Annotated in this window: 18 protein-coding genes and 1 pseudogene; 6 read left to right on the forward strand and 13 right to left on the reverse strand. The window is 71.8% G+C overall.

Going from position 1 to position 13,869, the window contains the following annotated elements; genetic code table 11:
- Positions 1–44 precede the first annotated feature (44 nt).
- The 7 genes from OG395_RS26315 to OG395_RS26345 form a co-directional block, all read right to left on the reverse strand.
- A complete protein-coding gene (locus OG395_RS26315; protein WP_327245133.1) occupies positions 45–521 on the reverse strand; it encodes an iron chaperone in 477 nt (158 codons plus the stop codon).
- 223 nt (positions 522–744) lie between these two features.
- Complete coding sequence (locus OG395_RS26320; RefSeq protein WP_327245134.1) at positions 745–1,197, reverse strand: pyridoxamine 5'-phosphate oxidase family protein; 453 nt, start codon at positions 1,195–1,197, stop codon at positions 745–747.
- Positions 1,198–1,406: 209 nt separating this feature from the next.
- Positions 1,407–2,030 carry a glyoxalase gene (locus tag OG395_RS26325; RefSeq protein WP_327245135.1) on the reverse strand — a complete coding sequence of 208 codons (624 nt, stop codon included), beginning with the start codon at positions 2,028–2,030 and terminating at the stop codon, positions 1,407–1,409.
- A gap of 5 nt (positions 2,031–2,035) precedes the next feature.
- Positions 2,036–2,500 carry a helix-turn-helix transcriptional regulator gene (locus OG395_RS26330; protein WP_327245136.1) on the reverse strand — a complete coding sequence of 155 codons (465 nt, stop codon included), beginning with the start codon at positions 2,498–2,500 and terminating at the stop codon, positions 2,036–2,038.
- Positions 2,501–2,579: 79 nt separating this feature from the next.
- Positions 2,580–2,990 (reverse strand): VOC family protein, encoded by a 411-nt coding sequence (locus tag OG395_RS26335; protein WP_327245137.1) that lies wholly within the window; start codon positions 2,988–2,990, stop codon positions 2,580–2,582.
- A 296-nt stretch (positions 2,991–3,286) separates the two neighbouring features.
- A complete protein-coding gene (locus OG395_RS26340) occupies positions 3,287–3,703 on the reverse strand; it encodes a VOC family protein (protein WP_327245138.1) in 417 nt (138 codons plus the stop codon).
- A 10-nt stretch (positions 3,704–3,713) separates the two neighbouring features.
- Complete coding sequence (locus OG395_RS26345) at positions 3,714–4,148, reverse strand: helix-turn-helix transcriptional regulator (protein ID WP_327245139.1); 435 nt, start codon at positions 4,146–4,148, stop codon at positions 3,714–3,716.
- A 108-nt stretch (positions 4,149–4,256) separates the two neighbouring features.
- Here OG395_RS26345 and OG395_RS26350 point away from each other — a divergent pair, with 108 nt between their 5' ends.
- On the forward strand, positions 4,257–4,454 hold the full coding sequence (locus tag OG395_RS26350) for a hypothetical protein (RefSeq protein WP_327245140.1): 198 nt from the start codon (positions 4,257–4,259) through the stop codon (positions 4,452–4,454).
- Positions 4,455–4,704: 250 nt separating this feature from the next.
- Here the strand turns inward: OG395_RS26350 and OG395_RS26355 are convergent, their stop codons facing one another.
- Entirely contained in the window at positions 4,705–5,589 is an 885-nt protein-coding gene (locus OG395_RS26355) for a sigma-70 family RNA polymerase sigma factor (RefSeq protein ID WP_327245141.1), read from the reverse strand.
- 104 nt (positions 5,590–5,693) lie between these two features.
- On the opposite strand from OG395_RS26355, the gene OG395_RS26360 reads away from it, so the two are divergent.
- A complete protein-coding gene (locus OG395_RS26360) occupies positions 5,694–6,461 on the forward strand; it encodes an SDR family oxidoreductase (protein ID WP_327245142.1) in 768 nt (255 codons plus the stop codon).
- Between the two features lie 14 nt (positions 6,462–6,475).
- Here the strand turns inward: OG395_RS26360 and OG395_RS26365 are convergent, their stop codons facing one another.
- Complete coding sequence (locus OG395_RS26365) at positions 6,476–7,312, reverse strand: hypothetical protein (RefSeq protein WP_327245143.1); 837 nt, start codon at positions 7,310–7,312, stop codon at positions 6,476–6,478.
- Positions 7,313–7,494: 182 nt separating this feature from the next.
- Here OG395_RS26365 and OG395_RS26370 point away from each other — a divergent pair, with 182 nt between their 5' ends.
- From OG395_RS26370 to OG395_RS26380, 3 genes and pseudogenes are all read left to right on the forward strand, one after another.
- The gene (locus tag OG395_RS26370) at positions 7,495–8,103 is read left to right on the forward strand and encodes a hypothetical protein (protein WP_327245144.1); all 609 of its coding nucleotides are present in this window, start codon (positions 7,495–7,497) and stop codon (positions 8,101–8,103) included.
- A gap of 56 nt (positions 8,104–8,159) precedes the next feature.
- Positions 8,160–8,534, forward strand: a complete 375-nt coding sequence (locus OG395_RS26375) for a hypothetical protein (RefSeq protein ID WP_327245145.1) — start codon at positions 8,160–8,162, stop codon at positions 8,532–8,534.
- Positions 8,535–8,537: 3 nt separating this feature from the next.
- A pseudogene (locus OG395_RS26380) lies at positions 8,538–8,810 on the forward strand (DUF2199 domain-containing protein); the annotation flags it as partial.
- Positions 8,811–8,878: 68 nt separating this feature from the next.
- On the opposite strand, the gene OG395_RS26385 reads toward OG395_RS26380, so the two are convergent.
- Positions 8,879–9,529: a TetR family transcriptional regulator gene (locus tag OG395_RS26385; protein ID WP_327245146.1), complete on the reverse strand. Its 651-nt coding sequence runs from the start codon at positions 9,527–9,529 to the stop codon at positions 8,879–8,881.
- A 104-nt stretch (positions 9,530–9,633) separates the two neighbouring features.
- Here OG395_RS26385 and OG395_RS26390 point away from each other — a divergent pair, with 104 nt between their 5' ends.
- On the forward strand, positions 9,634–10,620 hold the full coding sequence (locus OG395_RS26390) for a zinc-binding dehydrogenase (protein ID WP_327245147.1): 987 nt from the start codon (positions 9,634–9,636) through the stop codon (positions 10,618–10,620).
- Here OG395_RS26390 and OG395_RS26395 read toward each other — a convergent pair.
- The 3 genes from OG395_RS26395 to OG395_RS26405 form a co-directional block, all read right to left on the reverse strand.
- Complete coding sequence (locus OG395_RS26395) at positions 10,601–11,452, reverse strand: TetR/AcrR family transcriptional regulator (protein ID WP_327245148.1); 852 nt, start codon at positions 11,450–11,452, stop codon at positions 10,601–10,603. The genes OG395_RS26390 and OG395_RS26395 overlap by 20 nt on opposite strands.
- Positions 11,453–11,565: 113 nt before the next feature.
- Complete coding sequence (locus OG395_RS26400; RefSeq protein ID WP_327245149.1) at positions 11,566–12,816, reverse strand: GNAT family N-acetyltransferase; 1,251 nt, start codon at positions 12,814–12,816, stop codon at positions 11,566–11,568.
- Between the two features lie 71 nt (positions 12,817–12,887).
- Positions 12,888–13,862 (reverse strand): asparaginase, encoded by a 975-nt coding sequence (locus OG395_RS26405; protein WP_327245150.1) that lies wholly within the window; start codon positions 13,860–13,862, stop codon positions 12,888–12,890.
- Between the last annotated feature and the right edge of the window lie 7 nt (positions 13,863–13,869).

A 13,869-nucleotide genomic window follows, 5' to 3' on the forward strand; every position in this document is an offset into this window, starting at 1 on the left:
GGCGGGGCGGCCGGCGATCGCTGCGCCCATGAAGAGCACCGGTCTCAACTCACCGCTTTCTTGATGAGCGCGCCGATGCGCGCCTCGTCGGCGGCGGTCAGCTCCGTCAGGGCGTAGCTGGTCGGCCACATGGTGCCTTCATCGAGAGCCGCCTGGTCGCTGAAGCCGAACGTCGCGTATCTCGTCTTGAACTTCTGCGCGCTCTGGAAGAAGCAGACGACCTTGCCGTTCTTGGCGTACGCGGGCATCCCGTACCAGAGCCTCGGCGAGAGGTCCGGCGCGCCGGCTTTGACGATGTCATGGAGCCGCTCGGCGAGGACGCGGTCCGCTTCCGGCATCTCGGCGATCTTCGCGAGTACCTCGCTCTCCGCGTCCGCCTTGGCCGCGCGCGGGCTGCGGCGGGCGGCCGTCCTCAGCTCCTTGGCGCGCTCCTTCATCGCGCCTCGTTCCTCGTCCGTGAATCCGTCGTGCTTCTCGTCGACCGCGCTGGTGCTCTTGGCGGACGTCTGCGTGCTCTTCATGGCAGGTTCCCTCTCGTGCAAGGCTTGATCGCGGCCATCTCATGCCAGGAATCCGCCGCGGCGGTGGCTTCTTCGAAACTGGTCGTTTGTCGTCCGGGTGGGAGCAGCGGCGGTGCCGGGGAAGAGGCCGACCACCTGACACCCCCGCGACGTCACGCAGCAACAGCGCGTTCCGCAGGAAGAGCCAGGCCGAAGGTACGGAGCCGGCGTTCCCGTGCGGCGGTCAGCCGAGCCAGCGGCCGTCGCGCATGAGATCTCGTCCCTGCAGCTCGTTCGCCTCCCGCCAGGCCTGGATGCGCCGCGGCCGGATCAGGAAGTACTGATAGGGCTCGTCGAGTTCGCGCGGGTCGAAACCGGTCTTGGCCGCGAACGTGTCACCCGTCTCCGGCGCGAGGTCGGCGATGTCCACCGGCTCGGCGGTGCCGTCGACGACGACCACGTCGCGCGTCGGCCCGAGGCCGAGTCGCACCCGGCCGTCCGCCAGCAGGTTGCGGCCGGTGACCGAGGCACGCGGCGTCGAGATGAGGAACGCCGCCCCATCCCAGACGTACGAGAGCGGGATGAGGTGGACGCCCGAGGAACCCGGCGTCGCGACCCAGAGATCGACGTCGCTCTCCAGTTTCGCGCGAGTGTCCCGCAGCCTCTCCTCGAGCCCACGCGGCGGCGTGCCTGTCATGCTTCCTCCAGTCACATCGTGGATTGCCCTTCCTCCGAGGGAGGGGATCCGTCGGTCATCGGTCGGTCCATCGAGGCCGCGCGCTTCGCGGACGGCATGGCCCCCAGCGCCCTGACGGCCTCGCCTTCCGCCCGTCCCGTGGGCCCGGTGGACACGAAGCGACCGCATCCGTCCGGCGGCGCCAGCACGCGAACTCCGGCATTGACGGATCAGGGCGTGGGTGCCGGCGACGCGGCCTCCCAGGCAAACCCGTCCGGGTCGGTGAAAGCCCCCGCAGCGCTGCCGAGCACGAGCCGGTGCGATCCGGTGCCGTCGGCAGGGACGCCGGCGTCCTTGGCAAGGGCACGGCGCTTGTACAGCGCCAGCTTGACGGGACCCGACCCAGCGGCGAACTCGACGTACTTGCTGCCGAAGCTCCTCGCCACGGCGAGGCCGCGGTCGACGTAGAACTGCTTGCTCGCGGCCACGTCCGCGGCTCCCAGCAGGAGCACGATCTGCTCGATCTGCCCGGTGGCCGGGCCGGTGTCCTTCCTCGCCGACGTGGCGACCTTCCAGATCGTCCCGTCCGGGGCCTGTACGACACCGCCGTAGCCCCAGAGCGACTTCGAGGCAGGCTTCAGCGGCGTGGCACCGGCGTCGATGGCGGCGTCGATGAAGCTGTTGACGGTGGACGGCTGGGACACCGTGAGCGACAGCGCGAACCCACGGAAGCCGGTCGTCGGCGCCTCCGAGGCCCGCAGGCGCAACTGAGTGCCCAAACCGAAAGCGGTGTAGAAGCGGTCGGCGGCCGTGGGGTCGGCCACCTCGAGGGTGACGGATTCGATGGAGGTCATGTCCGTCACGCTAGTTGCGGCTCGGCCGCCGGTGCTTCTCGATTCCTGACCGGTCTGGTCACCTGTTTCGTCACGCACGACGGCATCCCCGCCGCAGTGCCCGCCGCGCGGCGCCGGTAGACGCTGGGCGCCATGCCGACCAGTTCGGTGAAGCGGGTGCTGAAGGTGCCCAGCGATGAGCAGCCGACCGCGAAGCAGACCTCGGTGACGCTGAGGTCGCCGCGCCGCAGCAGCGCCGTCGCGCGCTCGATGCGGCGCGTCATCAGATAGGCGTACGGCGACTCGCCGTAGGCGAGCCGGAACTGCCGGCTGAGGTGTCCGGCCGACATGTTCGCGCCGCGGGCGAGCGCCTCGACGTTCAGCGGCTGCGCGTACTCCCGGTCGATCCGGTCGCGGACGCGGCGCAGTCGCGCGAGGTCGCTCAGGCGCTGCGCAGCGGTAAGTGCGCGCATCCACGCGGGATGACACATGAGAGAACTCCTTTCATCCATGTGTGCGAACACCTGGGTACAGGCTGAGGGTGGAGCGGCGGCCAGGTGACCGAACGGCTCAGCGAAGCTCTTGGATGCGGATCAGGTTGCCCGCGGGATCGCGGAAGGCGCAGTCGCGAACGCCGTAGGGCTGATCGGTCGGCTCCTGGACGACCTCGGTGTCGGCGGCCTGCACCTTCTCGAAGGTGCCGTCGAGGTCCCGGGTGGCCAGCAGGATCCAGCCGTAGGTGCCCTTGGCCATCATCTCGACGATGGTGCGGCGCTCGTCCTCGGTGACCCCGGGATCGGCGGCCGGCGGCGCCAGGAGGATGGAAGTGCCGGGCTGATCGACGGGGCCGACCGTGATCCAGCGCATCTTGCCCTGTCCGACGTCGCTGCGGACCTCGAAGCCGAGGGTGTCGCGGTAGAAGGCCAGGGCGGCGTCCGGGTCGTCATGCGGGAGGGAGGTCGTGTGAATGGTGATGTCCATGGCCGTCACGTTAGCTGCGGCTCGGTGACCGACGCTTCTCGATTCCTGATCCGTCCGGCGACCTGTCGCGCGCGCCGTATGACGTTGCGTCACCCAGGATTCCCGCTCGGGCAGCGCGAGCGGGCGCAGCGGGGTCGGGGCGTGACTCGGGCCATCCGCGCGGACGGGCGGATGGGCGGAGACCGCGAGCCAAGGCGACGGATGCGAGCACGGGTGGTCGCGCTCGTGCCTTCCGGCCGTCGGAACGTGACACCGGAGACGGCAGGAGCTGAAGCGCGCTCCAGGGCGCGCGGGTGTCACCGACCGCGCGGCTGGTTGAAGCGCAGCAGGTTGCCGGCCGGGTCGCGGAAGGCACAGTCGCGGACGCCGTAGGGCTGGTCCACCGGCTCCTGGAGCACCTCGCCACCCGCGGCCCGGATGCGCTCGAAAGTGGCGTCGCAGTCGTCGGTGGAGAAGATCACGCCGCGCAGCATGCCCTTGGCCAGCAGTTCGGCCATCGCCTGCTTGTCGTCCGGTGAGGCATTCGGGTTCGCGGCCGGCGGTTCGAGGACGATCTCCACGTCCGGCTGCGCGGGTGAGCCGACGGTCACCCAGCGCATCCCCTCGAACGCCACGTCGTTGCGTACCTCCAAGCCGAGAACGTCGCGGTAGAAGGCGAGCGCCTTGTCATGGTCGTCGACCGCGATGAAGCACTGGGAAAGCTTGATGTTCATGCCTTCGACGCTACGGGCGGGCGGCGGTTTCCGCTTCTCCGCTCCTGGCCGGTGCGTTCCTGACCGGACGCGTGTGGATCTTGGCGACACAGGCCGGGATGGCGGCGCCCTCGTCATGACGGCGAGCCCGGTACGCGCTCGGACTCTCGCCGACCAGCTCGGTGAAGCGCGAGCTGAACGACCCCAGCGATGTACAGCCGACCGCGAAGCAGACCTCCGTCACACTCAGGTCGCCCCGCCGCAGCAGCGCCTTGGCCCGCTCGACACGGCGGGTCATCAGGTAGCTGTACGGGCTCTCCCCGAAGGCAGCCCGGAAACTGCGGGAGAAGTGCCCGGGCGACATGAGGGCGACGCGCGCCAGCGCCGGGACGTCGAGGGGCCGCGCGTAGTCGCGGTCCATCATGTCCCGGGCCCGGCGCAGCCGTACGAGGTCCTCAAGCGTCACCGGGCCAGCTTAGAGGAGCTCGCAGGCCGGTGCTCCTGGGCCGTCGGGCGGCGGGCTGCCGCAGGCCGACGCAGACGCCACATCCGCGGCCGCCGCGAAGCCCTCGAGATGCTCCGGCTTGATCAGCGGCCGGGGCCGCACGCCGAACCGTCGCCAGGTGAACCCCCTCGCACCGACAACCGGGCGGGCGACGGGGGTGGCCTCTTCAAGCAGTCCGGCACGGTCACGCTGAACGGCACCGTGGTGCGCCGCAACCACCCGAACAACTGCAGCCCGTCGGGCAGCGTCCTCGGGTGCACCGGCTGACACCACGTCGTCCCGCAGGGCCGGTCGGACCGGCCCTGCGGGACGCACGCGGCGCGCTCTTGCAACGGCGGCCGTATTCGCGTCGGCAGTCGGGAGTCGGGCAGCCCACCGCGACCCGGCCGGGCAGGACTGCCGACCGCCGTCCGCGGCACAGCGGCCCTGCCCGTCTCCCGCGTACCCGGCCCGGCGCCATCGCCGAGGGCGCGTCTCGCACGGGCGACTCGGTACGGCACCGGGCGTGGACATCGGGTCAGGCGTCGAGCACGGCGATATCGACCTGGCTGAGGCGGCCCCGGTCCGCGATCACGTCGATCTCCGTGATCCCGTCCGCCGTGACCGTGAAGCCGAGTACCAGGGCCAGGCGGCCGAGCGGAGCCATGATGAGACCCACCGCGCCGTTGACCAGCCCGGGCTGGGTGAACCGGGCCCGGCCCATGGCGGCCATCGCGCCCTGGGCGACGGTGCGGGCGCCGCGGACGACGATCGGTTCGGGGGTCGGCACGACCGTCGGGTCGGCCCGGAGGACGACGTCCGGATGGAGCAGCCGGACCAGTGCGTCGAAGTCCCCGCCGCGGGTGGCGGCGAGGAAGGCGCCGACCACGTGACGCTGGCGGGCCAAATCGGCGTCCGGCACCGGGGTGGCCCCCTTGACCCGGCGGCGGGCGCGGCTCGCAAGCTGTCTGGCCGCTGTGGGGGAACGCTCGATCATCGGGCCGATCTCGTCGAAGGGCACGGCGAACAGGTCGTGCAGCACGAAGGCGATTCGCTCGGCCGGCGTCAGTGTGTCGAGCACCACCAGCAGCGCCAGCCCGACCGAGTCCGCGAGCAGCGCCTCCTCCTCGGGGTCGCGCCCGTCCTCCTGGTCCACGACGGTTTCGGGCACGAGTGCCGCGAGGGGATCCTCGCGCCGGGATTCGCGCGCCCGCAGCATGTTCAGACACACCCGTGCCGTCACGGTCGTCAGCCACCCACTGAGGTTCTCGACGCCGCTCGTGTCGGTGCGGTTGAGGCGCAACCAGGTTTCCTGAACGGCGTCATCGGCCTCACTCACCGAGCCGAGCATCCGGTACGCCACGGCTCGCAGACGGGCCCGGTCCTCCTCGAAACGCCCCGTCAGCCCTGCGTGCTCGTCCATCCGGTCACATTCCTTCCCCATGGCGGGTCATATCAACAGACCCGCGAAACCCGCCTGATTGTGTCCGGGAGATCGACTCCCGGACGAACGAATTGGAGACGACCATGACCACCTCCCCCCTTCTGGTCACCGGCGGCACAGGCACGCTCGGCCGCCTCGTCGTACCGCTCCTGCGGGACGCCGGGTGTCACGTACGGGTCCTGAGCCGGCACAGCCACGAGTCCGGGGACGGCATCGAGTACGTGACCGGCGACCTGCTCAAGGACGAGGGCGTCGAGTCCGCGGTGGCCGCGGCCGGGACGGTCCTGCACCTCGCGGGCGGTCCCAAGGGAGACGACGAGGCGACCCGGAACCTGGTGCGGGCCGCATCGCGAGCCGGAGTCCAGCACCTCGTGTACATCTCGGTCATCGGGGCGGACCGGATGCCGATCGGCTACTTCAGGTCCAAGCTGGGCGCTGAGCAGGCCGTGGCCGACTCGGGCCTTCCGTGGACCACGCTGCGTGCCGCCCAGTTCAACAACCTGGTCCTGACCGTCGTGGAGAAGATGACGAAGCTACCGGTGATACCGGTGCCCGGCGGACTCCGGTTCCAGCCGGTCGACGCGCGCGAGGTGGCGGCCCGGCTCGTGGAGCTGACGCTCGGCAAGCCGGCCGGCCTGGTGCCCGACCTGGCCGGGCCGAACGTGTACGGAGTGGCCGAACTGAGCCGCGGGTACCTGCAGTTGCGCGGCAAGCACCGGATGATGATGCCGGTCCGGGTGCCGGGGAAGGCCGGGCTCGCCTACCGGGCGGGCGAGAACCTGTCGCTCGGCGAGGGGACTTCCGTGGGTGCGCGGACCTGGGAGGACTTCCTGGCGGAGCGGGTGGGCTGACTCCCGGCGGACGCTCAGGACGCCGTCGCGGCGAGGGCGGCCAGGAGCGTGTCCATCCTCAGGCGCAGTTCGGGTGAGCGGGCGCCGCCGACGACCACGGACAGCACGTCGTTTCCGACCGCATTCACCAGCCGGACGTCCAGCGTGTGGAAGGCGCCGGCCAGTTGACAGGAGTACCAGCGTTTCGGGTCCTCGTCGTCGGTCGCCTCAAGGGCCTGCGTCACCGCGTCCCGGTCGGTGTCGTCGTCGTGGCAGCCGGCGTACCGCGCCGCCAGGTCCAGGAAGGTGCCCAGGTTCTCGCGGTGTATCCGGCCGTCGATCAGGTGCAGTTCGGGGTGGGTGGCTTCGTCCCTCGGAGTGTCCGTGTCCAGTCCGGCGCTCACCGCGTGCCGGTCGTCGGCGAAGAGGCGGAGATGCGCCCAGAGGTCGAGGTGACGCACGGCCTGCCGCGGGTCGTAGGCCGCGGTGGGAAGTTGGGGGATGCGCTTGCGTCCCGTGGCGTCGAGCCGGTACGGGACGTCGAACGCCGTACTCCAGCGTTCGACGGCAGGGGTGAACCGCTCCTCCGCCTCCGCCGCCGGCACGCCCAGATATGCGGCGATGTCCTGCCATGAGCTGCCGCGCTCCCGTTCGTAGACCACGGCGTCGGCGAGCAGCCGTTCCGCCATCCGGGTCAGCACCACTGTCTCGCTGACGCGGCCGCCGGGGCCGGTGTACGCGTCGTACCGGGTGACAGTCAGCTGGCAGGCGGTCTCGGAGAGCCCCTTGGCGTGGTCGGAGAGGACCAGGCGGGCGAGTGCCTGCCGGGAGTACGCACTGCGGTCGTCGTCATAGGGCGTCGGGTCGGTCACGGCCACAGCGTTCCATGCGGGTGGATGAAAGGCGTACAGGTTTTCCGCAGCCCTTCAGCGGCTCGGACCTCGGTGTTCCCCTCCGGCTCGTCGTGCGCGACCGACGCGGGGGCAGACGGCCCGGAGCGACCCTCATCTTGAGTAATCTGTACAGAAATATCCCATTTTGGAGAGGGGTCTCCATGGACGACGACGCCACCCGCTCCGCAGGCACGAGCGGAGGCGCGCCACCCGCGCCCCTCAGCCGGAGCGGCGTCGGCCAGGTGGTGCCGAAGACCGCCGTGATCGCCGGCGGTGGAGCGCTGGCGGTCTGGGAGCCCGCCTTCACGCTCGGCGCCTACAACGTCATCTTCTACGACCAGATGCTCACCCTCTGGTCGGTGTCGACCGCCGTGATGCTGACCGGCCTGTTGGTGCCCACGCGTCGGCAGCATCACGGCTGGGTGTACTGGTCCTGCCTGGCCCTGCCCACCGTGTGGCTCGTCATCGCCGCCATCGTGCCGCGCAGCGGCAGTTGGCCGGGCGAGACGCTTTTCCTGGCGGGCGGCATCCTCAGCATCATCGGCACCCCGCTGCTGGCCTGGGTGCTGCTGCAGCTCCTGCTGTTCGGGGAGACGGAACTCACCGACCGCCAGCGCCGGACGGTCGTCGGTGTCGTCGTGATCGTCGGCGGACTGGCCTACGCCCTCGGCCAGTTCAACCATGTCTTTCTCACCTGCGGGGATTTCGACATCAGCGGCAACAGCGTCCCTTCCGGGTGCCGGCCGGGGCGCGCCTCCCCACTCGGCTGACGCCGACCCGGACGCGTGCCCATGCCCGAGCGGACCCGGTCGGTGGCCGGCGGATCATGACCGCGGCGGCGCTCGTCCAGTTCCGCGACCGGCCATGTCTGCCCCATGAGGAGGCCGCCGCGCATGTGGCGGCGCTGGACAGGTTCGACGCACTGCTGCCCGGGACGGACGGCTCCCGCTCCACCGTCATCAATGTGGGCACCGGCACGGGTACCACGGTGCGCGAACTCCTCACCGCCTTCAACAGCGTGAACGACACCCCGGTGTCGTCGGTCGACGTCGACGCGCGGCCGGGCGATGTGGCGGGGGCGTACACCCGCAGCGAACGCGCCCACCGCCTGCTGGACTGGCAGCCGCAGCACTCGGTGACGGAGGGCATCCGTCACTCGCTGCGGTGGGCCGCCGTCCGCGAGGCTGTGCTGAGGCCGTAGTCCGTCTCACTCGGCCGGGAGAACTTCACCCGCACCCTCCATGTGTGGGAGACGCCGGGACGTGAGTCGGAGAGGCCCTATCTCGCGTGGCTGAGACCCGAGTTGGGGTTGTACTCGCCGCGTACGACCAACCTCAAGACGAACGCGCACACCCGCCCCATCGGCCGGCGCCCCTTCATCGAACCGGAGCCCACGGACCACCCGCTCGCCGTGGAACAGCGGACGGGCATCACCCGGGACCGGGTGCGGGAAATCGCGGAAGCGGTACTGCACCCCGGGGACGGCCCCCTTGTCCGAGCCGGACGGGCCGGACGGGCCGGACGGGCCGGACGGGGGCGTCCGCCCTACCGGTCCCCCTCGATCCCTGACCTCAGCTGCACGAAGGCGAGTTCGGCCGCCCGCACCGCGTCCCCGTACACTTCGTCCGCGCTCTCCCCGGCATCGATCCGCCGCCAGTTCTCCAGCGCCAGGATCCGTTGCACGGCAATGATCTGCCCCGCCGCCAGCCGGTCCCGCATCCCGTCGCCCAGCGCACGCGCGAGCGCCGCCTCCGAGCGGCTCCGGTACCCGTACATGCGGGCCACCAGCGACGGCGTCCCGTACAGCATCCGGTGGAACGCCAGCACCTCGGGCGCATCGCAGAGCCCCGTCACCGGGTCGCGCCGCTCCAGGCCGTCGAGGAGGTGGCGGCGCAGGGCGTCCAGCGGTGATTCGCCCTCCGGGCGCGCCGCGACCACCCGCGCCGCCTCGTCCTCGTGGTCGGCGAACCGGTGCAGCGCCAGGTCCTCCTTGGCCGGGAAGTACCGGAACAGCGTGGGCTTGGAGATGTCAGCGGCGGCCGCCACCTCCGCCACCGAGACCTTGTCGAAGCCCCGCTCCAGGAACATCGCGATCGCGGCATCGGAAACCGCCTGGTACGTCAGCTGCTTCTTCCGCTCCCGCAGGCTGATCAGCGGCTCAGCCGCGGTCCCCGGTCGGGCCTTCTCTCCGTTCATGACCACGAAGCGTACGCCCTTGACCTCAACCGGACTTGACGTCCGAGAGTGGGAAGACGGGCACCGGACGGCCGGCCGCCCGAACACGGAGGGGTGGGATCCGCATGCGTGTGGCGCTGGTCAGGGAGCTGGGCGGTCCGGAGGTACTGGTTCCGGCCGAGCGGCCCGACCCGGTGGCGGGGCCCGACGAGGTGGTGATCGACGTGAGTGACGTTGACACGCTCTTCGTGGAGACCCAGATCCGGTCGGGCGCGTTCCGCGACTACTTCCCGGTCGTCCCGCCATACGTGCCGGGCGGCGGGGTCGCCGGCACGGTCCGTACGGTCGGCGAGGGCGTCGACGCGCGTTGGGCCGGCCGCCGGGTCGTCGCCTCCCTCGGCTTCGCGGGCGGCTACGCCGAGCAGGCCGTGACCCCCGCGGACCACCTGGTGCCGGTGCCCGATGGACTCGGGCTGCGCGAGGCCGCCGCCCTGATCCACGACGGTGTGACCGCCGCCGCGCTGCTGGAGGCGAGCGCCCCCGAACCCGGCGAACGCGTACTGGTCCTCGGTGCCTCCGGCGGCATGGGCACCCTGCTCGTCCAGCTGGTGCACGCGGCCGGTGCGCATGTCGTCGCGGTGGCGCGCGGCAAGCAGAAGACGGCGCTGGTACGGGAGCTGGGCGCCGATGACGTGGTCGACGGCGCGGACGCGGAGTGGGCGGAGCACGCCCGTGCAGCCCTGGAGAAGGCCGGCGGCCCTGCGGACGTGGTCCTGGACGGGGTCGGGGGCACGATGGGCGCGGCGGCTTTCGCGCTGGTCGCCGACGGCGGCCGCTTCTCCGCCCACGGGGCGCCGACGGGCGCTTTCGCCAGGATCGATGCCGAGGAGGCTGCGCGGCGCTCCGTCTCGCTGCGCTCCATCGCGGATGTGCAGCTGACGGACGCGGAGCACGTCCGCCTGGCCGGACACGCACTGGCCGAGGCGGCAGCCGGGCGGCTGCGCCCGGTGATCGGGCAGGTCTACCCGCTGGAGCAGGCGGCGCAGGCGCATGCGGCGATCGAGGGGCGCGGTCTGCTCGGCAAGGTGCTGCTCAGTACGCGGAAGGCGTGACGGGCCGGGGATCCGGAACCGCCGCGTCCATGCCCACACCCCTGCCCGGCCCTGGCTCCGCCCGCCCGGGCCGGCCCCGCAGCAGGACCTCGACCCCGTCCAGTACCCGATCCAGTCCGAATGCGAACTCATCGTCCGGATCGTCCGGCGTGCCCAGCACCCCGGACGCCAGCAGCCGCGAGAGCGCCGGGTGCCTCGCGGGGTCGATCAGCCGGTCCAGTGTCCGCGCGTACCCGTTCATCACTTCCTGCGGCGAGACGCCCCGCGCCTCGACGGCGGCGGCGAGGTCCCCCCTCAGCAGCGCCTCGTTCCGTACGAAACCGGCGACGAGAAGGATCACGGAGACCCCCTCCCTCTCGCTCAGACCGGTGCCGTCGAGCGCCCGGAGGCCCTGCTCCCACCAGGCGAGGCTGTTGGGGCTGGCCGGCGGACCCACGACCGGGATACGGAGCATCCACAGATTGCGGTGGAACACCTCGCGCTGCGCCCACGCCCACTGGCGGAGCGCCTCCCGCCAGCCCGCGCCGCTCTCCAGCGCGGGCAGCGTGGGCGGCGGGCCCAGGGCCGCCTCCTGCATCAGGACGTAGAGCTCGTCCTTGGCCGATACGTAGCGGTAGAGCGACATCGTCGAGGCGCCGAGGTCCTTCGCGACCCGCCCCATCGAGACCGCGCCGAGCCCCTCGGACTCGGCCACCGCCACCGCGGCGTCCACGATGCGGGCCAGACTCAGGCCGGGCTTCGGTCCCTTGACCGGGCGCTCCCGCAGCCCCCAGGCGGCTTCGATGCTGGCCGGCAGGCCCGTACCTCCCGGCGAACCGTATGTTCCAGTCACCTGAACCACCTTCCGCGCCGCCCCCGGACCGCGGCCCCCGGGCCTGCGACGTCCCCCACCCGGGGCGGAGATCCGCCCTGGATCCATCCTAGGAGGGCATACGCGGCACGCGGTCAGAACACATCCGGGCACCAGGCGCGCCGCCCCGCCCGGAACACCCCGTCCGCCACCGCCGCCGCGCCCGGCGTGAGTTCGTCGATCCGGCCCAGTGCCGCGAGCCGGAGTACCGATTCGTCGCCGAGGTAGAGCGTCCCCAGCTCCCGTACGTCCAGGGCCAGATCGGCGCTCTCCGCGGTCGGCGTGCAGGACACGCCGTCCGGGGAGGCCTCCAGGCGGAAGCGGCCGCCGGCGAGGCCGGCCGGGTCGCGGACGTCCAGGGTCAGGGTGGCCGGGACGGCGTAGGTGCGCGCCTCCAGGGCCCGTACGACATCCAGGACCCGCACCCACATCCAGTCCGCCTGCGTGACGGTGCGGGCCGCGCGCGGGTCCGGGAGGAGGAGGGGGAGCAGGTCGTCGGGGGCACGGTAGCCGGAGCGGACCGTGGTGACCCAGTCGATCGAGCAGACGAAGTGCCACAGCGCCCGTTCCGCCGCCGGGGTCTCGGCGATCAGACCGACGACGGACGCCCGGTTCAGCGGCTGCTTCGCATCGCCCCACTTGTCGTCGGCGCGATAGACGAGCAGGCCGTCGACCTCGCCGTCCGCGTTGCGGTACACCGCGTGGAACGGTTCCGTCCATGAACCCGGCACGGGCACGTCCTCGCCGGTGTTCAGCTGCCACCAGCGGTCTCCGCGACTGACCGCGCCGTGCTGCCGGGCGCGCAACCGGTCGTGCAGGGCGGGACCGAGCTTGCGCACCTCGGCGCCGTCCACCAGGTCGATCCGGCCGCCGTCCGCCGCGGACGGGCCCGACCAGCGCGGGTCCAGACCTGCCCGGGGGACGTCGATCTCCCACTCGGTGGTCCAGGTGGCCGGGCCGAATCCGTACCGCCCGTAGATCGGGTACTCGGCGGCGATCAGCGTCGCAACCACGTCGCCGCGCTCCTTCGCCGCCGCCAGGTCCGTGGCCATCATCCGGCTGAGCAGCCCGCGCCGGCGGTGCGTGGGCGACACCGTGACGTTGGTGACCGCGTCGGACGGCACGGTGGCTCCGCCGACGACCGTCAGCTCCTGGGCGAACGACCGGAACGACGCCACGCACCGCCGGTCGTCGAACACCCCTTGGGTACGGGCCAGATCGATGTGCGGGAGGCGGCTCGCGACCTCCTCGTCCGTCACCGTCGGCGGGCGCAGAAAGCCGGTGTTCACGGCGCTCAGCCAGCTGGGGAACTCGGACGCGGTGACGGTACGGACCTCAGGACTCATGCGCCCCACGCTAGGAGTGCCGGGCGGGGATTGTCGCCAGGTTTTTCCGGGCGTCCCCGAGACCCGGACGGTCAGAACGCCGCCCGGATCACGCCTACTTCGGCGCCGCCGCCCAGCAGCGGCGCCCGGCCGATCCGGTCCACCACCGGCGCGTCGATGCCGAGCAGCTCCAGCGCCCTGGCCAGCACCGGGCCGAGCGCCCGTCCGCCGCCGTCGGCGATCTTGAATGCCAGCGCCCGGCCGTCCGCCAGTGCCACCGCCTGGACCGCCTCCGCGCCCATCTTGGAGAGCGTGCCCGGCACTTCGCGCATCAGCCACGTGTCGGGGCGCCGGGTGCCCGCGACGTACTCCGGGTGGGCGCGCATCGCATCCGCCACCCGGCGCTCCGCGGTGCCCTCCTCGGCCAGCACGAACGAGCGGAACGCCCGCGCCAGACCGACCAGGCTGATCGCCATCAGCGGGGCCCCGCAGCCGTCCGTACCCACTGCCGTGACCGGCTCGCCCGCCGCGTCCTCGACCACCTGGTGGACCAGCTGCTGGAGCGGGTGGGCGGGGTCCAGATAGGTCGCCCGGTCCCAGCCGTTGCGTGCACACACCGCGAGCATCGCCGCGTGCTTGCCGGAGCAGTTCATGGTGATCCGCTCACGGACGCCGCCCGCGGCGAGATAGGTCTCCGCCTCCTCCGGGTCCAGCGGCAGATCGGGCGGGGTCTGCAGATCGTCCGGCGTCAGCCCGTGGTCGGCAAGCATCTTGCGTACGAGATCGAGGTGGAACCCCTCGCCCGAGTGGCTCGCGGCGGCCAGGGCCAGCCGTTCCCCGGAGAGGTCGAGCCCAGCCCGCAGCACGGCGGCGGCCTGCATCGGCTTGTTCGAGGAGCGCGGGAAGACCGCCGCGGCCGGGTCCCCCAGCGCCTGCTCCACACTGCCGTCGGCGGCCAGCACGACCAGCGAGCCCCGATGGTGGCCCTCGACGAAGCCGGACCGTACGACCTCGGCCAGAACGGGCAGCGCGGGGGCCGCCGGGGATATGAAGGGTGTGGAGCTCATCGTGGCG

This window comes from Streptomyces sp. NBC_01320 (assembly GCF_035974375.1).
GTDB classification, from domain to species: domain Bacteria; phylum Actinomycetota; class Actinomycetes; order Streptomycetales; family Streptomycetaceae; genus Streptomyces; species Streptomyces yanii.